Here is a 21842-nt window from a genome sequence, read left to right as displayed (position 1 = left end):
TTTATTACCAAAAATAACTATTGTCTAAAACAGCCCTGTGGCTCTTGAACCCCCTTTTTTTTGGGAGTGGTTTCAGGGGTCTTTTTAGCATTCATAAAATGTTCACATTTACCAGCGATGATTTGTGACAAAAATCACTGTGAAATTAACTTTCCACTACTAAGATAGTAAATATATGAATATTGAACAATTTGTGAAATCCTTATATCCATATGGATTATCAAAAATTGTCTAGTATGATGTAGATGTAATCATTTACATTTTCTATTTTTTCGAAAGGAGTGAGTGTTATGGCTAAAGCGGAAATGAAGAGCGATACAAGAACAGAGATTGAGGATAGCTCTTCTTTAAAAGGCACATTAGCTTCCGTTTTCTTTGTCGGCTTTTTCATCATAGTACTTTGGGTTGGCGTTTACTTCTTATACTTAGATCGGTTTTAAAAATGAAAGGGGATTTTAGGCCATGCATATCCATAAATTTGAAAAAATATGGCTGATTTTCGGGGTTACGGCTCTTCTTGTGTTCCTATCCGTTCTAGGAGTGAGCGCCTTTTACCTTGGTAATCAACCACCTAGCTGTTTAGCTGTTATTGATCCTGCAAAGGTGGACGAACATGAAACATTTAAAGAGCCAGGTTTGAAAAAAGTTGAAGGAAAAGATTGGGATTATGAGCTTGTATATGTAGCTCAAGCCTTTGCTTATACTCCTGGTACAGTCGAAGTTCCACTAGGAGCAAAAGTGAAAGTGATTGTCACTTCTAAGGACGTAATTCACGGCTTTGGGGTAGCCGGAACAAATATTAACATGATGGTGGAGCCAGGTTATATCAGTGAGATCGTAACAACATTTGATAAAGCCGGAGAGTACCTAGTTCTATGTAACGAATATTGTGGATCAGGACACCATATGATGACCTCAATGATTAAGGTGGTGGAATAATAAATGCTTAAAACGTCTTTAAATCTAAAAGTTGATCGTCGTGATGCCAAATTAGTGATGGCTCATTTTTATGTAGCATTTATTGCCTTATTAGTCGGTGGACTCGCAGGGCTCTTACAAGTATTGGTTCGTTCAGGAAAATTCCAATTGCCTGCTGGTATTGGTTATTATCAAATCTTAACGGTTCACGGAGTCGTATTAGGACTCGTCTTAACAACATTTTTCATCATGGGATTTCAGCTTGCAGCCGTAAGCAAAACAGCTGGAACTTTTACAAATAAGCAAAGAGTGATCGGCTGGGTTGGATTCTGGATTATGACAATCGGTACTGTAGCTGCCGCTGTTATGATTCTATTAAATGAAGCATCTGTACTCTATACATTCTATGCACCTCTACAAGCTCACTTTGTTTTCTATTTAGGATTGACACTTGTGGTCGTAGGTAGCTGGGCAGTTGGTACAACAATTATTTTAAAGTACGCAGAGTGGAGAAGAGCTAACCCTGGACAACCAAGTCCATTACTAACCTTCATGGCTCTTGTTAATACGATGATGTGGACAGTAGCCACAATCGGTGTGGCAGCTACTGTATTAATTCAACTTTTACCTTGGTCATTAGGATGGGTTGAAACAGTGAACGTCGGTGTGAGCCGTACCCTATTCTGGTACTTCGGTCACCCACTCGTATATTTCTGGTTACTCCCTGCTTATATGGCATGGTATGTCATGATTCCAAAGATTATCGGTGGAAAGATTTTCTCAGATTCATTAGCAAGAATGTCCTTTATTCTATTTTTATTATTTTCGATTCCAGTAGGTTTCCACCATCAGCTATTAGAGCCTGGTATTGACCCTGCTTGGAAGTTCTTACAAGTTATTTTAACATTTTTAGTCATCATTCCATCTTTAATGACGGCATTTTCCTTATTCGCAACATTTGAAAGCTATGGACGTTCACAAGGAGCAACTGGATTATTTGGATGGTTTAAGAAACTTCCTTGGAAGGATGCCCGTTTTACAGTTCCATTTATCGGAATGCTTGCTTTCATTCCAGCTGGTGCTGGTGGTATCGTCAATGCTTCTCACCAAATGAACCAAGTTGTCCATAACACCATTTGGGTAACAGGACATTTCCATTTAACTGTTGCTACAGCCGTTGTTCTAACATTCTTTGGTGTTTCTTTCTGGCTCGTACCACATTTAACTGGTAGAAAATTAACGAAGAAAATCAATAAGCTAGCCTTAATTCAAGGTTATCTATGGGCAATCGGAATGACCTTCATGTCAGGTGCGATGCATGCTGCTGGTCTACTTGGTGCCCCTCGCCGTTCAGCATACTCTGAATACGGTGGTGCTGCACAAGCAACAGAATGGATTCCGTATCAAATTGCTCAAGCGGTTGGTGGCTCGATTCTCTTTATTGCGATCATCTTAATGCTTTATATCTTTGTCAATCTTGCATTCTTTGCTCCAAAAGGAGAAGAAGAATTCCCAGTTGGTGAAGCTGCAAACCCAGCAGAAAAAGCACCAATGGTGTTCGAAAACTGGAAGCTGTGGCTTGGAATTACCGTACTTTTAATTCTATTTGCCTACACCATTCCACTTATCGACCTGATTCAAAATGCACCACCAGGAGCAAAAGGATATAAACTTTGGTAATCATTCCATTGTAAAAGAAACACTGGTTCAGCTTATTGGACCAGTGTTTCTTTTTTGTTTAAATTGATAATTCCCATTTGTGACTGGAAGATTTACGATAATTACAGAAGCGAAGATTAATAGTGCTCCAAACATTTGGGACACCCCTAATGTTTCTTGAAAAACAACGAGGCCAATCAACATCGCAACAACTGGTTCCACCGTTGCGATTACAGCTGCCTTACTACTTTCAGTTTTTTCAAGCCCCCAAGTGTAAGCCAAAAAGGCGATCACTGTCGGGATTAACCCAAGTCCTGCACTTACTAAAAACACTTTTGGCGACAAAAGCACATCTAGTTTCCCCCATAATCCAGAAAACGGGAGCAATGCTATAGCAGCTACTATAAATGTATATAAGGTAACAGTGAAAGGCTTAATCTGTTTTAGTGCAACTTTTCCAAAAATGCTGTATAAAGCATAGCCAAGCCCCGAACCTATTCCTGTTAGAACCCCTAAAACAGTAATGGTTGCCCGTTGTTCACCACCTAGACCGACAATCAAGATACATCCTAAAACCGTTCCAATAACGGCAATGATTTTCTGCCTATGAATCGACTCCTTCAAAAAGATAAACGAAAGTATCGTCACAAATGCTGGTGAAGTATATAGAAGAATCACAGCGATGGAAACACTCATTTCATTTATCGTAAAAAAATAGCAATAATTAAAGAAAGCAATGCTACATATTCCTGTTCCAAGAAAGATAGGAAGCTTCGTAATCTTCACCTGCAATTGATCTCTATATGAAACTGCCCCTATGATTAAGAGAAAAATAGCCGCAAACGTCACCCGTACTGTCACAATTTCCATTTCTGTCAGACCAGCCTCTTTTAATTCTCGAACAAAAATGGCGATTAATCCCCATAACGCTGCACCGAAAGCAATCATGATATATGGCAATACTTTTCTCATAACCCCTCCACACAAAAGGGATGACTATTAAAGGTCATCCCTAGATTGTTGTACTAAATATTCAAGCTATAAACCTGACTATATTTTTCGTATAGATAGTCGACCAGGAATTGAGCATTTAAACCTTCTCCTGTTACATCAGTTAGAATTTCCAATGGTTTTTTCAAGGATCCGTATTGATGGATGTTTTTCGTTAACCACTCCCTTATTGGTTGTAAATTCCCCTCTGCAAGCAAACTATCGTAATTTGGAATGTCCTTTATCATGGAATTCTTGAATTGTGCTGCATACATATATCCAAGAGCATAGGATGGGAAATATCCAAATGAGCCTCCTGACCAGTGAACATCCTGTAAAACACCGTTTGCATCATTATCAGGTCTTACTCCCAAATACTCTTCATATTTGTCATTCCAAATTTGCGGTAAATCTTTTACTTCAATTTCACCATTGATAAGCCCTTTTTCAATTTCATAGCGAATAATGATGTGTAGTGGATACGTTAATTCATCTGCTTCGATTCGAATGAGTGATGGCTTTGATTCGTTAATCGCACGGTAGTAATCTTCAATAGAAACGCGATCAAATTGACCATTTGAGTACGACTTTAAAAGGTCATAGTTTTTCTTCCAGAATGAATAATTTCGTCCAACAAAATTTTCATAGAATAACGATTGAGATTCATGAATCCCCATGGAAGTCCCTGTACATAGTGGAGTTCCCACTAAATCTTTAGAAATATTTTGTTCATAGAGGGCGTGTCCCCCTTCGTGAATCGTTCCAAATACAGCGACACGATAGTCTTTCTCATCATATTTCGTCGTAACACGGACATCTCCTGGGTTTAAACCAATGGCAAATGGATGTACCGTTTCATCTAATCGACCTGCTTGGAAATCGTAGCCCATTTGTTCTAAAATGTTTAAGCTAAAATCTCTTTGTTTACCTTTCGGAAAATGCTCAAATAAGAAGCTTGTTTCTGGTTTGTCGGCGGATTCAGAAATCGCCTTAACTAGTGGAATAATTTTCTCACGTAGTTCTCCAAACACATTATCTAAAATCTCTACGGTAATTCCAGGCTCGTACATATCGAGCAATGTATTATATTTATTCCCTTCATAACCCCAGTATGTAACAAAACGTTTATTCGTTTCCACTAACTTCTCTAAATATGGTTTAAAGAGTTCAAAATCTGATGCATCCTTCGCTTCTTCCCATACACTCTCTGCCTTTGACTGAAGAATGACATACTCTTTATACTCTTCTGCCGGTATTTTCTTATTACGATCATATTCTTTTTTACAGTGCTCAGCAGTCTTTCTCGTAATCTCAGAGATCACCTCTTTCGCTTCATCTGTAGTTAAATTTGCAATGTAAGCTGCCATTTCTTCAGACGTAGACATCTTGAATACTTCTGAAGACAAAGTGCCAATTACTTGCGAACGTTGTTCTACACTTTTCTTCGGTGCCCCCGTACGTAAATCCCAATAAACTAATGATAGGGCTTCATTATATGCAGTCATTTTTTGTACATAAGCGGTAAACTCTTGCTCTATTTGCTTAATTTTTTCACTCATTATTGGTCCCCCCAAAACTGTAGTAAAAGAGTCTATATTAATTTAGACCTGATGCAAATTTCAAAATACCAATTTATTTTATCATATTTTTCAGAATAATAACCCCAAATAATAGAAAAAGAGGGTCGTTTTTAAAACGAGCACCTCTTTATCATACTACTATATTTTCCCAATTGCTACTCTCCAAAGATCCGGTCCTTCTTCTAGATACTCCCAAGTGAATGTGTCAGTTCTTTCTACCATAAATTGATACCTTAATGGTTTTGGGTCATGGTCATTTATTAATAACATAAACTCACCTGACTTAAGGGAATCAAATGTATTAAGGATCTTCGGATGTTTTTCTTTCGGTGGAAAATTTGGTGCAATGACTTCAGCTGTAAAATCTATCATATTCAATCACTCCTCTTAAATTTCGTCCTTACTCTTGTAGTATAGGGCTTGTGATTTTATGGAGTAGTGAACACCATCACACTAGAAAATAAAATTATTCATAGATTGTGATTTACATCACGATATACCCTAGTGAAAATGATTATCATTGAATTATAGAAAATGATGAAGGAGAGATGAAGATGGAAAATCGCATTATAGAATTAGATGTTCGTGAGGATCTAAAAAATAAAATTGAACCCTTCCAAAAAATCATGGAAGCGATTAAAGAATTAGAAAGTGGAGATGTCTTTATTCTTCATGCCCCATTTAAACCCACTCCCCTCTTCGCTGTGTTAAAGGCGAAAGGCTTTGAGCATGAGGTTGAAGAAATAGAGAAAAAACATTGGAAAATTACGTTCACAAAAAAGGCGGGGGCAAAATGAAATTAGACAATCGTGGACTAGAGCCTCCTAATCCGATGATGAGGACCCTTCGAGCTCTCGAGACATTGGCGGAAGGTAATACGTTAGAGATTATCAATGATCGTAGACCTATGTTTCTTTATGAACAATTAGATGAGCTAGGTTACAAGCATATGACGGAACCGAACGAAGATGGAAGCTTTACGATAAAAATAACAAAGTAAGGAAAGTGAACTTCATGATAGCTAAGAACATTGGTAGTGAAACGAATATTAAATTACCATTTTCATTTATTCTGTTCAGCATCATTGCCATTATCGTTTCCCAATTCCTCCTTCTTTTCAATGGAGAAGCACTTATAAATGGAAGCTTTCGTATTCCTGCGATTTGGTCAGCTTCCCATTTATTCATTTTAGGTTGGGCATTAATGATTGCGATGGGGTCGATGTACCAATTGGTACCTGTCGCTTTCCTGACCACGATTTGGAATGAGAAATTTGGATTTATCCAATTTAGTGTAACAGCGATTGGAATTGTCTGGTTCGCTATCACCCTTTACGTCATGCCTAGTAAAGCTCTTATCCCAGGAATCATGATGCTTATTGGCATACTCATGTTCCTTGTTCAAATGGGGATGACATTAAGAAAACAGACCAAACCAAATATTCTTACCCTTTTCGTAGGGAGTGCCTTAATCTGTTTGCTTATAACGATCGTGATGGGAATTTCTTTAGTCATTAGTATGAGAACGGGATTTGCAAGTACTTATTATTCCACTCTATTTCATAGCCATTTATTATTGGGAATTGCTGGTTGGTTTACTCTATTAATCTTCGGATTTTCTTATAAAATGGCACCGATGTTTTCCCTTGCCCACGGTTATGATATGAAACTTGCAAAGTATGTTTATGGTTTCTATATATCTGGGTTACTGACTGTATTGTTGTCATTCATTTTCGATTCATCATGGCTATTAAAAAGTGGATTTCTTCTTCTTTTAGTTGGATTCTGCTGTTTTTTATCGCATATTTACTTGATCATTAAGAAACGAGTCAAGAAAACACTTGATCTTCCATTTCGTTTTGCCTTACTCGCGATTATTTTTGGAGCAGGGATCCATTTACTAGCATTTCTCACGGTAATGAGTAATCAATTTGCCACTTATGCGGCTCCCCTCATTGTTGCTTACTTAATGCTGTGGATTGCCATTAGCATTATGGGATATCTTTATAAAATTGTTCCATTCTTATGGTGGACGCATAAATACTCTCATGTCATTGGAAAAAGGGATGTTCCAGCTTTAAAAGATATGATCAATGAAAAATTAGCCCATCCGATCTTCCTGTTTTTTGTTTTAGGCATATTGCTAGTGTCAGTTGCGATTGCTTTAAACGGGCAAATGCTTTTCTATATCGGACAGATACTCATTACGATGGCATCGATCATATTCGGAATAGCAATTATTTTAGTCATGAAAAAATAGGAGGAACCGATCATGGATTTAAAAGAACAAATTGCCTTAGTGGATAAAATTCGTGAGCAATTAAAAAAAGTATTGGACCCAGAATTAAATATAAATGTCGTTGACTTGGGACTTATTTATGATATTTCCTTGCTTGAGGAAAATTTGGCCGAAATCACTATGACCTTAACGACCCCTGGATGTCCACTCCACGATAGTATTGTTGGCGGAGTGAAACATTGTGTACTAGAGCTTGATGAAATAGACCAAGTCGACGTACAACTCGTATGGGAGCCTGCATGGACACCTGAAAGAATGACAGAGGATGGATTAAAGGCGATTGGGAGATAACAAGTTAACATATTTGACGAAAGCAACACCCGCGTCTAAAACAAGACGCGGGTTCCTTTCACCTACCAACGGGCAGTAAGCATTTTTCTTCTTGTGTAAAATTCTACACCGTCTGTTCCATTCGCATGGAGATCCCCGTAGAAGGAATTTTTCCAACCTGAGAATGGGAAGAAAGCCATTGGAGCTGGCACTCCAATATTAACCCCAAGCATTCCAACTTCAATGTTTTCACGGAAATAACGCACATGGCTACCGTTTTGAGTAAATAAGCACGCTCCATTTCCAAAATCGGATTTATTGGTAAGCTCGATAGCTTCCTCTAAACTTTTAACGCGAACAATGGAAAGGACTGGTGCAAAAATTTCTTCTTTCCATATTTTCATAGAAGGGTTCACGTGATCAAAAATGGTCGGTCCAACGAAGTAGCCCTTGTCATGGTAAGCCTCATCTTGTCGACCATCCCTTATTAGGGTAGCACCTTCTTGTTCCCCGATTTCAATATACTTTGTTGTCCGCTCCTTATTTTCCTGCCTAATCACTGGACCCAAAAATACATCTTCATCCAAGCCATTGCCAATCTTTAGTTGATTCGCTTGCTCATTCAATTTAGCAACAAGATCATCTGCAACTGAGTCAACTGCCACGACTACAGAACAAGCCATACATCTTTCCCCAGCAGAACCATATGCAGCACCAATGATTTCTTTTACAGCTAATTCAAGGTCTGCATCTGCCATCACAATGGAATGATTCTTTGCGCCTGCTAATGCCTGAACACGTTTGCCCTTTGCTGTCGCAGATTTATAAATATATTCAGCAACAGGCTGGGAGCCAACAAATGAAATCGCCGGTACATCTTGATGGTCAATTAGGCTGTTCACGACATCATGAGCTCCATGAACAATATTAAGAACGCCTGCTGGAAGACCCGCTTCATTGAAAAGCTCAGCTAAGCGATTAGCAAGGATGGGTGTTCTTTCTGATGGCTTTAATATAAAAGTATTCCCACAGGCAATCGCTAGTGGAAACATCCAGCAAGGGACCATCATCGGGAAGTTGAAAGGTGTGATCCCACCGATTACCCCTACAGGATAACGATACATACCTGATTCAATATTGGTTGCGATATCTGGTAGCTGTTTCCCCATCATAAGAGTTGGTGCTCCTGCTGCGAACTCTACACACTCAATTCCACGTTGAACTTCACCATATGCTTCTTTATAGTTTTTCCCATTTTCCTGAGTGATTAATTTCGCTAGTTCATCCCAATTTTCTATTAGTAATTGCTGATATTTAAATAGAATCCTTGCTCGCTTTGGGACTGGCGTTTTACTCCATGTTTTAAACGCTTCTTTAGCAGCCTGGACTGCTTTATCAACATCTTCACTGGTTGAAATTGGTGTTTGTGCAAGCTCCTCTCCGGTTGCTGGGTTTGGGACAATTTCATACTTCTCTGTATTAGACTCCACCCATTCTCCACCAATATAGTTTTTTAGTACTTTTGTTGTTGTCGTTGTCATCAACATAATCCCCTTTCAAAGTTAAAATATCGAATACAAGAATACGGCTAAAAATAGAACGATGGTTGGCATTACTACACTTATGATAAATATTGGCCAGTAGGCCCGTTTATGCGTTTCTCCGCAAATTGCTCGAATCGTCGTCACAACATAACCATTGTGTGGCAATGAATCTAGACCACCAGAAGCAAGTGCAGAAATTCGATGCATAGCCCCTGGATCCAAACCTTGAGACAAGTACATTGGTGCTAAAATCGGTAAGGCAATTCCGAGTCCCCCAGAGGCAGATCCTGTGATTCCACACCTTTGCAAGAGCTTCCAGAACCAAAAATAAAACTAATTGGTAAATCCGGTCATAGCGGTCTCAAGATTTAATCCACCTGTAAGAGCAACCAATACTGAGCTGATAATAGCCGCAATAATAATATTTATACCCTTCATCGTTAAATACATTAAGAGAATTAGCGAGGCAATGAGCCCAATTATTCCGATCATAAATAAGACCTCCGTCCTCTGTTATACTTTCTCTGTTTCAGAGGAAAACTGATAATCATAGCACTCATAGTACAGTTCTATGAGTTCACGATGGGACGGAACTCTTGGATTATTTCCAGGACTGCCACTATCGAGAGCGTCACTAGCCATTTTATCTACGGCTGTCTTAAATGCCTCTTCATCAATTCCCCAACCTCTTAAATTCGGAATATTTAATTTTAAGCATAGGTCTTTAATCGATTGCACGGCTACTTTTGCTGCCTCTTGATTGGAAAGGTTTTCATCATTGCCTTGAAAAATTTTCCCGATGTCAGCTAAGCGCTCCACACATTCATTTTGGCTAAATTCTAATACAGCTGGTAAAAGCATTGCGTTTGAAATCCCATGTGGAACGTGAAACAATGCCCCGATTGGACGGCTCATTCCATGCACTAGGCATACAGAAGCATTTGTAAAAGCCATTCCTGCCTGAAGAGAACCCAGACTCATCGCCTCTCGGGCATCGACATCCTCTCCATCATTGTAAGCGGTTAAAATATTTTCTACGATTAGCTTCATTGCTGATAGTGCCATCGTATCTGTCATCGGATGGGCCTTTTTTGATAGATAGGCTTCCACTGCATGACTTAAAGCATCGATTCCTGTTGCGGATGTAACACTCTTAGGTGAGGAAATGGTCAGCAATGGGTCAACGATGGCTACCCTCGGCATAAAGATCGGCTGCTTAATCATCATTTTGACAGAACTAGAAGTATTCGTGATGACGGTTACATCGGTTGCCTCTGAACCCGTACCCGCTGTTGTCGGAATGGCAATGTGGGGAATGGACTCATATTGAGCTAATCTTTTTCCCCCCATATAATCACCAATATATCCCCCATTTGTTGCTAATACGGCAATCGCCTTCGCCGTATCAATACAACTGCCACCACCTAGAGAAATAACGAGATCGCAGCTTTCTTTCTGAAAAAGCTCCAGACCCTCCGCAACATATTGGTCTGTTGGTTCAGACGCCACCCCGAGGTATACTTCACTCTGTACGCCTTGCGATTGGAGATTTGTTATGCACTCGCTTACATATCCAAGCTGATTCATGATCTGATCGCTGATAATTAATGCCTTTTTCCCTCTTAGTGCAGCTTCTGCTCCTACTTTTTTCATGGAATCTCTTCCATAAAAAATAGCTTCCGGTGCACGGAAAACGGCTGATTTCTCCATCAAACATTCACCCCTTTTACATAGTCACATTTATTCTTGCAAGGAGCATGCCAACTTCGAAATCTAGTTATATCAACCTTTTAAACTTTTAATTATGTAGATACACCACTACAGATGTAGATTTTTTGTAGTCAACTCACTACACTTAAGATATCCCGTGCTTTTTCAATTTTTGATATAGAGTGGTACGGTGAATACCAAGTAGTTCTGCAGCCTTTGATTTATTTCCGCCAGCCTTTCTAAGCGCTTCAATGATCAACTCTACCTCCCTTTTGTGACCGAGGTACTTTGCTTCTTCAATCGATCCCACTGCAGATATTTGCAATACTTCCGCATTTATAGAAGATTCCGTCTTTTTTATCGATTCTGGGAGATGTTGATAGTCGATCACTTTTCCGTCAACAAGAGTTACGAGTTGTTCGACTGTATTGACTAATTCCCTGATATTCCCTCTCCAAGAATAAGAGATTAATCCATCGACGGCTTCTGATGTGTAAATTTTTCCTGGCATCTCATAGCGATCACATATCTCCTTTAGATAATGAACGAGCAAAACTGGAATATCTTTTTTACGCTCGCGAAGGGGTGGAATATGTAACTGAATAATATTTAGCCGATAGTATAGGTCCTCTCGAAATTCTCCTTTTTCAATCATTTGCATTAAGTTACGGTTTGTGGCTGCAACAACCCTTACGTTGGTTTGGTATTTTTTGACCCCACCAACTCGTTCTGCTTCCTTTTCTTGAAGAACTCGCAACAACTTTGTTTGCATCACAAGTGGCATTTCTCCAATTTCATCCAAAAAGATCGTCCCATTATGAGCTAGTTCGAATTTTCCTGGCTTACCGCCTTTTCTCGCTCCGGTAAAGGCTCCCTCTTCATACCCAAAAAGTTCAGATTCAATTAATTGCTCAGGGATAGCGCCACAGTTTACGCTTATAAAGGGACCAGTGGAAAAAGGACTAAGGTGGTGAATACTTTTGGCAAACATCTCTTTTCCCGTTCCACTTTCCCCTGTAATGAGGACAGTGGCCGCTGTTCGAGCTGCCTTTCTTGCTAGTCGCTTCACTTCTGTTATTCCTTCACTTGTGCCAATGATTTGATCGAGTGTCATGCGGCTGTCTCGTTCCTGTTTTGTTGTCAGATTGTCCGAATTTTTCTTTTCGTTTTTCTGTAAATTTTCATAAATTTTATAAACCTCTGATACTCCTTCAAAAATAAGCATCCCAATGGCTCCAACAATTTTGTTATTTCTCCAAATAGGAATCCGGTGAACGACCATATCGTGCCCCTGTATATTTTGAAGAACACCTCTTTCGGCAATACCAGTTTTCACCGTGTCATGGAGGTGAGTGTTATCAATGACCTCTGTTACATGCCTTCCAATTGCCTCTTCTCTTTTAATCCCGGTAAATCGACTATAAGCCTCATTAAATTCTTGCAGAATCCCATTCTCATCCACAACAGCAATTCCTTCATAGGCACTTTCCAAAATCGCTCCAAGTACACCATCAACGTTTTGTTGCTGTTTCAATCGATAAATATATTTAGTGAGTCCATCAAGCAAATCTCTAGTCGTTAAAATACCAAGTAATTTGCCATCGTCATCGATAACAGGAAGTTGATCATATGGCAATGAAATGACATCAAGAATCGAGTCATTGGGACGGATTTTGGGCAAATTCGTCTTTGGGATGTTGCCGACATAAGCATCCCCACTATTGCCATGAGCAAAATAATTCAGGAGCTTCCCTGAGGTAATGATCCCTACAAAGCGGTTGTTTTCATCGATAACAGGCACGTAGTCTAAATGAAACTGTACCATTTTTTTTGATGCTTCTGACAAACTTTGACCTGGTTTCATAAAGTATGGACTTGGAGTCATCCAATTTTTCACACGAAATAATTCATCTTTGTGTAAATTCTGTTCTATTTCAGAAACGAACAAGTGCATCCCCTATTCCCTCCGAGTATAGTCATATTGCTAAAATTATAACACTTTTACGAGAGCGATAAGCTTTTGGATATTCATTAATCATCAAACTTTAATCAGTGTAATACAAAAAATCCCCTTTCATTTGTCATCGAAAGGGGAAATATTTTGTTATTTAATTCCTTGTACTTCAATAGGTAGAACATGCTTTACTTTTTCCAACACATTCCCGTTCAGATCATCTTTGATTAATATATGAACAATTCCTTTATCTTCGTGTGAACGAATAAGGCGCCCTATCCCTTGGCGTAAACGTAAAAGCATATAGGGCATATCCACTTCTTCGAATGGATCCTTAGAACCTTCACGCTTTGCTGTAAATACAGGATCATGGGGCGGGAATGGCAAATCAAATATAATGACATTTTCAAGAGAGCTGCCAGGAATATCTAGCCCTTCCCACAGATGTGTAGCACAGAGGACAGACTCTTCCTCGTTTTGAAAACGGGCAACTAAAGTACTAATTTCTGCATCTCCCTCAAAATAAATCAGAAAGTCTGACTTTCCAGCAGAAAAGGCTTTAAATTGCTTCAAATCATCCTCTGTAGTGAATAAAACGAGTCCCCTACCATTTGATGAACGAAGTTGTTCCAATGTATATTCATACTTTGCATGAGTATTCTCTCGATTAAACGAAGGCATCTTGATGACCATGTTTTCCTCATAGTCAAATGGTGATTGGACTGAAAATGAAAGATAATCATCGATACCTAAGCTCTTCGCCATATATTGGAAGGAACCGTTTTCTGATAAAGTTGCCGATGAGAAAATAAATGGTTTCTTTTGCGAAAAAACATCCTCTCTCATAATATCTTCAACCATTCTTGGCATGATCACGAGCGTTCTTTCTTCGCTCGTTTCCTCGAACCAAATAATCCCTTTTAACTCTTTTAAAAATAAAGATAAAGAATACGTAATTTGTTCTAAATATTCCTCAACAATTTTCAAATCATATTCATTAATGATATACATTTCACTTTCAAATACAAGCTCTTCTTCAAGCTCCATCAGTAGGTGTTGTAGTTTTTTTGCTTGCGCCATCACTGCAGGGGTCTTCGTGAGCATTTGTTTTTCCGATTCGCTGTTTTTATTTGTCGCTTTTGTGATTTCAGCAAAGAAATGTTCATTTTCCATGATCGCTTCATCGATAATATGAAGCGTTTTTTCACGTACATCATTTTCCATTAATCTCGTCAAAAGGGTTTCCAATGTCAGCTCTGAAAGTCGGTACGTAAGGGCTTTTTGGCTTGCATATTCAAGCAAATGTCCTTCATCAAACACAACAGATGAGCTTTCTGGTAAAAGCGGCAACTGGCCTTCCCGTTTTCTCGATTCCTTTGTCCAAATATGTTCCATATAAAAATCATGGGAGCATATAATTAAATCTGTTGCGTTCCGATAATAATCCCGGTGTAACGTTTGGCCGCAACGATGCCTCATTTCACATGAAAAGCAATCTTGCAACGGATCCCAACCAATATTTAGCCATTCCTCATTTGTTAATTGCGGGTAATCCTTTCGATCTCCATAATGGGCAAAAGCCTGCATGGAAGTATCTCGATGGACAAATGCTGGGAGCTGGTCGTATACTTCACTATATGGTTCTCCGTCTAAAACTGACTTGTCCAATTTTTTCAAACATAAATATTGATCTCTTGATTTCGCTAATCGAACATCAATCGTTAAATCTAGCGCTTTTTCAAGACGAGCAATGTCGCCTTCCTTTTTAACAAGCTGTTCAATTAAATTTTCATCGGCACAGGCAATGATTGCAGGCTTATTCATATATCGTGCATAACAAATCGCGTAAAGAAGATATACGATTGTTTTTCCAGTTCCAACCCCCGCTTCAGCAAAAATAACCTTTTTCTCCTTGAAAGCCTTCTCTAATTGAAAGGCCATATAGACCTGTTCATCCCTTAGCTCAAAGCCCGCCTCAGGTAAAATATCGTAAAAGACATCCCCTATCCATTCTCCTAATTTATCCATAAAGGTTTCCGTCTTTGAAACCGTAAAAGGCAATTTGGTCTTTTGCATGTTCATCCTCCATTTTTCTTCTCTACCCACAAGAAAAAAGACTAACTCTGAATCACTGTAGAGTCAGCCCTTTGACTTTATGTGTTTGTGTTTAAGCTATCCGTTAATCCGTGATAAAGAATATGACAACGCTCGTTTTAATTCTTCTTTCGCGTTCACAAGTTTTTCGATTGCTGGAGATTGAAGCTCTTCATTTTGCTCATTCCCAAGTGCTTCAATCGAGTAAGATAAGGCACGTTCAATTGTATTAAAATCAATAGTAGAATATCTCATTGCCACTCCTCCAAATCCAATTAATGACAATAGTATTCTATTCTATCGTTGCTTGGTTTATACCTTAATCTTTATTTCGCGGAGGTCTTTTCCCCCAATACTGGTAGTAATCCGTTTTAATAAAGCCATTGAACAGTTTTCTTTTCTTTGTCGCTGGTTTCCCGTAGCAAGCTTCAAAGTTTTCATTTGAAGTAAGCATGTAGACAGACCATGTATCATATGGGGCAAAAGCTTGTCCCATCTCGCGATACATTTTCTCCACTGCTTCTTTGTCCCCAAGTCTTTCCCCGTACGGAGGATTGCCAACAATAACACCATATTCCTTCGTTGTCGTAAAATCCTTTACTTGCATTTGCTTAAAGGCAATCAAATCTGCAAGTCCTGCTTCAATCGCATTTTCACTAGCAATTTTGACCATTCGATGATCGAGATCCGTACCAGTAATATCGATAGGCTGGTCATACTTAGCGAGATCTTCGGCTTCCATTCTACCTTCGTCCCACTGTTTATCTGTTATCCAACCCCAATTTTCAGAAACAAACTCTCTGTTAAAACCGGGCGCGATATTTTGACCTATTAACGCAGCTTCAATCGTCAGCGTTCCAGAACCACAAAATGGGTCAACAAAAGGACGATCAGGGGTCCAATTCGTTAATAACACTAAAGCCGCAGCCAAAGTTTCTTTAATTGGCGCTTCCCCTTGTCCAACACGATAGCCCCTACGATGAAGTCCTGCTCCACTACAATCAATCGTTAATAGCGCTTTATCCTTTAATATTGACACTTCGATTTTAAAAAGTGGACCATTTTCCTCAAACCATGTTGTTTTTTTATAATTCTTTCTGAGTCGTTCTACAATTGCCTTCTTCACGATGGCTTGACAATCTGATACACTAAAAAGTTTTGATTTTACTGATTTCCCTGAAACAGGAAATTCGGCATTTTCAGGTAAAAATTGTTCCCATGGCAATGCCTTTGTTTTTTCAAACAGCTCATCAAAGGTCGTTGCCTTAAATTCGCCTACTACTAATTTGATTCTATCTGCTGTTCTTAGCCATAAATTGCTGCGTACAATGGCAAGCTCATCACCGCGAAAATAAATTCGCCCATTGTCTACTTCACATTCATAACCAAGTTCTCTTACTTCCTTTGCCACAATTGCTTCCAAGCCCATTGCAGATGTGGCGATTAATAGATATTTAGACATTTTTTCACCCTTTAATTATTTGATCTTCGTCCCAGTATTCAAGAAAATCGATCAGTTCCTCAAATGGGAGTGGTTTTGTTATATAAAAGCCTTGTATATGATCACAGTCTCCTGTTTTCAAAAAGGATACTTGTTTTTTACTTTCCACACCTTCAGCGACCACAGATAAATTTAATCGATGGGCAATCGATATAATCGCCTCTACAATACTAGAATCATCATGATATTTATCAATATTCTTTATAAAACTTTTGTCTATTTTCAGTGTATCCAACGGAAAGCGGTTTAAATAACTTAAAGACGAATAGCCTGTCCCAAAATCATCAATCGAGAGTTTAATTCCCAATTTTTTGAGCTTAACCAGTTTGGTAATCGTCTCAGAGGCATTTGGCATAATCGTACTCTCAGTTAATTCAAAATCAACTGAATGCGGATTGACGTTTGTATGCTGCAGAGTCGTTTCCACTGATTTCACAAAGTTTTCTTGATTGAAGTGAAGGGCAGATATATTAATACTTACCATCATCTTTGAATGTCCATGTAAATGGATCTTTTGTATATCCGAAAACGCCTGGTTTATGACCCATTCGCTTATCGGTACAATTAATCCCGTTTCTTCTGCCAATGGGATAAATTGGCGTGGTGAAATAACACCTTGTTCATTTTGTTTCCAGCGAATTAACGCTTCAATTCCAATAATTTTACCTGTCTTAAGATTGATCTGTGGTTGATAAACAAGAAAAAATTCATTATGCTCAAGAGCCTTCCGAAGATTGACTTCCATTTTCATTTGTTTCGATTCGTCTTTATGCATTTCTTCATGATAGAGTTCATACTGATTTTTCCCATTAGATTTTGCTTTGTACATTGCCTTATCTGCATTTCGCAACAGGGTTTCAAGCGAACTTCCATCAAGCGGAAACAAACTGATTCCAATGCTCGTTGTTACATACACCTCATGATGATTGAGGATAAATGATGAAGAAAGAGCATCTATAATATCCTCTGCCACACTGACAGCCTCTTTTGGATGTTTTATATTTGAGAGGACGATGACGAATTCATCTCCACCTAGTCTTGCGATTAAATCTTTATTTTTAATCAATCTTTTTAGACGAAGAGAAACTTCCTTTAAAAGCTGATCTCCGTAGTTATGTCCAAGTGTATCATTTATTTGTTTAAAACGGTCCAAATCTAGAAATAAAACAGCTAGTTGTTGATTATACTTTGATGCGGTTTCAATTAGACTGTCCAAGTGCTTGTTCAACGTGTACCGATTCGCAACTCCTGTTAAAGAATCATAATGAGCAAGTTGTCTTAGTTTTTCTTCTGCATGCTTTCGATCGGTTATATCTGAGAAAACGGCAACAAAATTTGTCACCTCACCCAACTTATCTTTAATCGAACTTATCGTGATCCATTCAGGGTAGACATCCCCGTTTTTCTTTTTATTCCAAATCTCACCCTGCCATTTTCCAAGTGTCAAAACATTTTTCCACATCTCCTGATAGAAGCTTGGGCCATGAATCCCCGATTGGAAAATACGTGGATTATGTCCAATAACTTCTGCTTCCAAATAGCCTGTTACGATTTCAAAAGCAGGATTGACAGCCAGGATATTACCTTTTTTATCTGTAATGATAACACCCTCACTAATGTTTTCTAATACTTTGGCAGCGATTTGCCTTTCATTTTGAAAATCTTTTTGTTTTGACCTATCTTTTATCAAGTAATGACCAGTTTTCTTCTCAGCCACAAAAAAACCCCCATTGCTGATTCCGCTTTGCTGTGTTTATACTCTTCTATCTCTATTAAATCATATGGTGACAGTCAATAAAAAACATATGTATGTCATTTATGTTAAAAAGTAAATTTTATTAAAACACATAAAAAAAGCGCAAGCGCCTTGAACATCGCCGTACATAACTGGAAGGGCCTCGACTGAGATATAGGAAACCTGAATTGCGATAGCAATTCTTGGTTGACTTATCGTAGGGAGGGGACCTGAAGTTTGTTAGGCGATAGGCGCTGGAGCTAGACGTAGATACACTTCGTAACAACGTTATACACAACCGCGAAATCTATAATTTCCTAAAGCATAAGAAAAGCCCTCCACTGTGGAGAGCTTTTCCAAACAAGTCATTTTCACTTCATAATCATGTTTTAAAGTCCTTAATAACGTTCTGTAAGCCATGTTTTGTTCCTTTGTACTGCAAACGACCTTCGTCTTGTACTCCGGTGGTAATCATCTATCTACAGATTACAATGAACCTGTCCTTCTTTCTCGTTCAATTCCTTAAAGAAGGTGCCCCTACCATAATTTGGGTTTCTCGCTCGTGGGGTTTACCTCGTTCCACCCTACTCATTTCTGAGGAGGCTCCGTCACTGTGGCACTTTCAAGGTATTCATGCCATATCATCAATGACTTAGGCATTTTCCCTGCCGTCAAAAAAGAAGAAGCTACGCCTCTTCCTTAATGCCCTAGCTTATTTTTTCGCTAGGCACGAACACTACAGACATCTCAGCCTGTGCGAGCATGGACTTTCCTCTACAATTCGCTAAAAGCTTATTGCAGCGATTACCCGAACGTTATTAACTACAAGAATTATTATATGAAAGAATGAAAAGAATAGCAATGGAAATTATTGTTTCAATTTCTATCAGTCGTACAGCTTGCTTCCAAACACATGCTTCTCTAAATTCGATAATCTCTTTAATATATCGAAGTTCGTTGTACCCGTTGTTTGTGGAGCAGGTGCTGGAGCTGGACGCTTGGCCGATTCCTCTGCAACCCTTTTGAGCTTGATGTTTTCTTGTTGGAGCTCTTCGATTTCTGCTTGCATCGTTTCATAATCCTTGATGATAATATCTAGAAATTTATCTACATCTTCAGGTTTATAGCCTCGCATTGCTGTTTTAAACTCTTTTTCCAAAATATCTTTTGCCGATAATCTTATTTTATCTGAATGCATATATTCACCTCTAAACGCCAATCGTTATCATTATTTTTTCAAAAATATGCAACTTTGTCAATTTTTCTTTTCAAATATGCCAAGTTCTACTGATTTTTTATTAAAAATCGCTATTTTTCATCTGTTCTTCTTCAACAATAGCTTGAAGATCGTAAAAATCAATTAAATCGATCTCATACGGATGATTCTCTTGATATTTCCGTGCTGTTTCATACAAAAACTTAGGACTACCGTCTTTTTCAGAATCGTATAAAAGAATTAGTGCATCACTCTTTTCCACTAAGAACTGGTTTTTCAAACGAAACTGCCAAGGATTTTCGTACTTTTTTTTCGTAATAGAATCAACAAAATCTGCTTGGATTAGGATTGATTCATACCACTCTTTTTTCTCGTCCTTCCAGTTTTCTTCTTGATTCAAAAAAGGAGTAATAACTGCAAGCTTTAAATCGTCATATCCCTCAAGCTGTAGGTCAAAAACAACTTCTGCTCCCCAAAGTTCAGTTCCTAGTTGGCCACTAATCATAACCCATTCTAGCCCTTCATCAAGTCGTGCGAGCAATTGTTTTTTTAGCGCTAATTTAATGTATTCAATGTTTGGATCATTATGACTAAATAATCCAAGCTCATGTGGTTTATATCCAGAAATAACCGCTACCTTACTCAAATTTTAGAAACTCCTTATGTAAAAGCTCTTTTCAAAGTACTTGTTGCTACCTATCAATAACATCAAATAGAAAATCCTTATTTATACGGGTAAGCAAAAAATAACAGAGAAAAGAGCTTGCTTATTCCATCCGTGGTACGGTGCTCCATATAAAATCGAAATCGTCGGCATTAGGACCATTTCAATAACCACAATCCGTACGAAAACAGCCTATGTAAAAAGGACCCAAAAACTGGAGCCTTATTTAAAATAACGCATAATGTTTAATGTTTGTAAAAATAATCGCTGTTAGACCGATGATAATAAAAAACAAAAGTAAAATCACCTTTTGCAATGCTCTTCACTCACTTTAACTTTATTCATTGGCAAGCTCTTTTAAGCCAACCGTATAATACATATTGTAACTGTGTCAAAGTGATTAGACAACTAGGGAATTAGTGGTTTTTTCTTTGTAGTTGTTTTTTTTGTAATTCGTTCAATTCTTTTTTCCACCTCGGCAAATGTAGTAGAATCCTTTCCTCTCCAAATCGCCATTTTTTCTTGCAAAATGTGAAGGGCTTTTTCCGAATACGAGAGGGCGTCCTGCAAATTTTTCTGCCGATGCTCATAGTACTTCGCTAACTCAATGCAAGCCTCAAATGCCATACTTTTGTTGTTACCATCGGCAAGCTCTCGCCAAAGAACAACTGCCGAATCCCATTCTTTTAATTTTTTGCGTTCCAAAGAGAGGGCTAGTTTTGCCTTTAAAGCACTCTCTTCTGTTCCGTTTGCAACCAAAGAAAGATTTTCTAATGCACCTGTGCTTTCTCCTAAGGAAGCATACCACCGTCCCACCTCATAGCCTTCTGAAACCGTCCTTGATTGATCAATATTTAAAAGCTGGAAGGTGATATGAGTGTACAGCGTAATAAGAGACAAGATATCCATTTCATTATGCTGCAAAACACCAAGCATTCCATCTGGCTTCCCTGTTTCAACAAAATCAAAATAGATCATCGGTGCAAGATAACCAGGTACATCTTCCTCCCGTTCAATCCCAAGTACTTCTTTTTCAACGATTGATAGTTTAAGCCTATCTAATTTATGCTTCCATAATCGTCTCGCCCCATGAAATAAATCAAAATGGCCAAAAGATGGCAGCTTCGGTACGAGTTCTCTTATTAGTGTATGCCTTGTTTTTACCTGTGGCCAATCAAATGCTTTGCCATTATAGGTCACGAGCGTTCGATAATCGATGTTCTCAAGGAAGCTTTGATACAATGGGACCTCTGCTGCTGGATGCGGAAGAAAATGCTGACGTAAGACGACCTTATCATTTTTTACGGAGGCATAGCCGAGCAGAAAAATCGTATTTCCCGTTCCTCCTCCTAAACCTGTTGTCTCGGTATCAAAGAAAAATAATTGTTCATGATCATATCCCTTTGAAGACAATGGGTGTTCAACAGAGCTATGATTCCAAGCCCTAACTGCATCAAGAAATTGAGAAAAGGTATACTTCCCATACTTTTGCTCCAAAGGATATTCCTTTTCACGGATCAAACAAAAATCACCGTCATAATAGTATGGGCTGACAAAATTTCGTTCCCATTGCTCTTGATGTGGAACAACTCCCCCAAGCTGCTCACCTTGCAAAGAAGTTTTTATATCATCCGTTTTTTCACTTCGAATATGTGGTTTTAGGCGATTCAATTTACTACGAAAAGACATGTTCACACTTCCCTCTTCTA

Annotated in this window: 21 protein-coding genes, 1 other RNA gene and 1 pseudogene; 7 read left to right on the top strand and 16 right to left on the bottom strand. The window is 38.6% G+C overall.

The features are described from left to right. The first annotated feature begins 290 nt into the window (after nt 1-290). From AA0X71_RS09640 to AA0X71_RS09630, 3 genes are read left to right on the top strand one after another with little or no spacing between them, the layout of a single operon-like run. Nucleotides 291-440 (top strand): cytochrome c oxidase subunit 2A, encoded by a 150-nt coding sequence (locus AA0X71_RS09640; RefSeq protein WP_413361644.1) that lies wholly within the window; start codon nt 291-293, stop codon nt 438-440. Between the two features lie 22 nt (nt 441-462). Next, a complete protein-coding gene (locus AA0X71_RS09635) occupies nt 463-939 on the top strand; it encodes a cytochrome c oxidase subunit II (RefSeq protein WP_413361643.1) in 477 nt (158 codons plus the stop codon). A 3-nt stretch (nt 940-942) separates the two neighbouring features. Next, nucleotides 943-2598, top strand: coding sequence for a b(o/a)3-type cytochrome-c oxidase subunit 1 (locus AA0X71_RS09630; protein ID WP_413361642.1), 1656 nt, complete (start codon nt 943-945; stop codon nt 2596-2598). A 27-nt stretch (nt 2599-2625) separates the two neighbouring features. Here AA0X71_RS09630 and AA0X71_RS09625 read toward each other — a convergent pair whose 3' ends face one another. The 3 genes from AA0X71_RS09625 to AA0X71_RS09615 form a co-directional block, all read right to left on the bottom strand. Continuing rightward, nucleotides 2626-3549 carry a DMT family transporter gene (locus AA0X71_RS09625; protein WP_413361641.1) on the bottom strand — a complete coding sequence of 308 codons (924 nt, stop codon included), beginning with the start codon at nt 3547-3549 and terminating at the stop codon, nt 2626-2628. A 53-nt stretch (nt 3550-3602) separates the two neighbouring features. Further along, nucleotides 3603-5126 carry a carboxypeptidase M32 gene (locus AA0X71_RS09620; RefSeq protein ID WP_413361640.1) on the bottom strand — a complete coding sequence of 508 codons (1524 nt, stop codon included), beginning with the start codon at nt 5124-5126 and terminating at the stop codon, nt 3603-3605. A 159-nt stretch (nt 5127-5285) separates the two neighbouring features. Continuing rightward, the gene (locus tag AA0X71_RS09615) at nt 5286-5519 is read right to left on the bottom strand and encodes a DUF2249 domain-containing protein (protein WP_413361639.1); all 234 of its coding nucleotides are present in this window, start codon (nt 5517-5519) and stop codon (nt 5286-5288) included. 182 nt (nt 5520-5701) lie between these two features. On the opposite strand from AA0X71_RS09615, the gene AA0X71_RS09610 reads away from it, so the two are divergent. From AA0X71_RS09610 to AA0X71_RS09595, 4 genes are read left to right on the top strand one after another with little or no spacing between them, the layout of a single operon-like run. Continuing rightward, nucleotides 5702-5944 (top strand): DUF2249 domain-containing protein, encoded by a 243-nt coding sequence (locus AA0X71_RS09610; RefSeq protein WP_413361638.1) that lies wholly within the window; start codon nt 5702-5704, stop codon nt 5942-5944. Beyond that, nucleotides 5941-6147 (top strand): DUF2249 domain-containing protein, encoded by a 207-nt coding sequence (locus tag AA0X71_RS09605; protein ID WP_413361637.1) that lies wholly within the window; start codon nt 5941-5943, stop codon nt 6145-6147. Before AA0X71_RS09610 ends, AA0X71_RS09605 begins: the two co-directional genes overlap by 4 nt. Before the next feature lie 14 nt (nt 6148-6161). Beyond that, nucleotides 6162-7406 (top strand): hypothetical protein, encoded by a 1245-nt coding sequence (locus tag AA0X71_RS09600; RefSeq protein WP_413361636.1) that lies wholly within the window; start codon nt 6162-6164, stop codon nt 7404-7406. Between the two features lie 12 nt (nt 7407-7418). Next, complete coding sequence (locus tag AA0X71_RS09595) at nt 7419-7736, top strand: metal-sulfur cluster assembly factor (protein WP_413361635.1); 318 nt, start codon at nt 7419-7421, stop codon at nt 7734-7736. Between the two features lie 62 nt (nt 7737-7798). On the opposite strand, the gene AA0X71_RS09590 is transcribed toward AA0X71_RS09595, so the two are convergent. The 13 genes and pseudogenes from AA0X71_RS09590 to AA0X71_RS09530 all read right to left on the bottom strand — a co-directional run bounded on the left by AA0X71_RS09590 (nt 7799) and on the right by AA0X71_RS09530 (nt 21822). After that, a complete protein-coding gene (locus AA0X71_RS09590) occupies nt 7799-9256 on the bottom strand; it encodes a CoA-acylating methylmalonate-semialdehyde dehydrogenase (protein WP_413361634.1) in 1458 nt (485 codons plus the stop codon). Between the two features lie 21 nt (nt 9257-9277). Beyond that, nucleotides 9278-9559 (bottom strand): annotated as a pseudogene (locus tag AA0X71_RS09585) (GntP family permease); the annotation flags it as partial. Nucleotides 9560-9592: 33 nt separating this feature from the next. Then, entirely contained in the window at nt 9593-9751 is a 159-nt protein-coding gene (locus AA0X71_RS09580; protein ID WP_413361633.1) for a hypothetical protein, read from the bottom strand. Between the two features lie 21 nt (nt 9752-9772). Further along, complete coding sequence (locus AA0X71_RS09575) at nt 9773-10969, bottom strand: iron-containing alcohol dehydrogenase (protein WP_413361632.1); 1197 nt, start codon at nt 10967-10969, stop codon at nt 9773-9775. A gap of 145 nt (nt 10970-11114) precedes the next feature. Next, nucleotides 11115-12923 carry a sigma 54-interacting transcriptional regulator gene (locus AA0X71_RS09570; protein ID WP_413361631.1) on the bottom strand — a complete coding sequence of 603 codons (1809 nt, stop codon included), beginning with the start codon at nt 12921-12923 and terminating at the stop codon, nt 11115-11117. A 150-nt stretch (nt 12924-13073) separates the two neighbouring features. Next, entirely contained in the window at nt 13074-14999 is a 1926-nt protein-coding gene (locus tag AA0X71_RS09565; protein ID WP_413361630.1) for an ATP-dependent DNA helicase, read from the bottom strand. 96 nt (nt 15000-15095) lie between these two features. Continuing rightward, nucleotides 15096-15272 carry a hypothetical protein gene (locus AA0X71_RS09560; RefSeq protein ID WP_413361629.1) on the bottom strand — a complete coding sequence of 59 codons (177 nt, stop codon included), beginning with the start codon at nt 15270-15272 and terminating at the stop codon, nt 15096-15098. 64 nt (nt 15273-15336) lie between these two features. After that, nucleotides 15337-16479 (bottom strand): THUMP domain-containing class I SAM-dependent RNA methyltransferase, encoded by a 1143-nt coding sequence (locus tag AA0X71_RS09555; protein WP_413361628.1) that lies wholly within the window; start codon nt 16477-16479, stop codon nt 15337-15339. A 4-nt stretch (nt 16480-16483) separates the two neighbouring features. After that, entirely contained in the window at nt 16484-18235 is a 1752-nt protein-coding gene (locus AA0X71_RS09550) for a putative bifunctional diguanylate cyclase/phosphodiesterase (protein ID WP_413361627.1), read from the bottom strand. A 425-nt stretch (nt 18236-18660) separates the two neighbouring features. Then, an RNA gene (gene rnpB, locus AA0X71_RS09545) (RNase P RNA component class B) lies at nt 18661-19069 on the bottom strand. Between the two features lie 70 nt (nt 19070-19139). After that, nucleotides 19140-19451: a cell division regulator GpsB gene (gene gpsB / locus AA0X71_RS09540; RefSeq protein WP_413361626.1), complete on the bottom strand. Its 312-nt coding sequence runs from the start codon at nt 19449-19451 to the stop codon at nt 19140-19142. A 100-nt stretch (nt 19452-19551) separates the two neighbouring features. Next, nucleotides 19552-20115 (bottom strand): DUF1273 domain-containing protein, encoded by a 564-nt coding sequence (locus AA0X71_RS09535; protein WP_413361625.1) that lies wholly within the window; start codon nt 20113-20115, stop codon nt 19552-19554. Between the two features lie 426 nt (nt 20116-20541). After that, nucleotides 20542-21822, bottom strand: a complete 1281-nt coding sequence (locus AA0X71_RS09530) for a ribonuclease H-like domain-containing protein (RefSeq protein WP_413361624.1) — start codon at nt 21820-21822, stop codon at nt 20542-20544. Nucleotides 21823-21842 lie beyond the last annotated feature (20 nt).

The organism is Robertmurraya phoenicis (assembly GCF_047302285.1).
Lineage (GTDB): Bacteria > Bacillota > Bacilli > Bacillales > Cytobacillaceae > Robertmurraya.
Note: the sequence above shows the minus strand (reverse complement) of the source record. Positions and strands in the feature narration are given on the sequence as shown.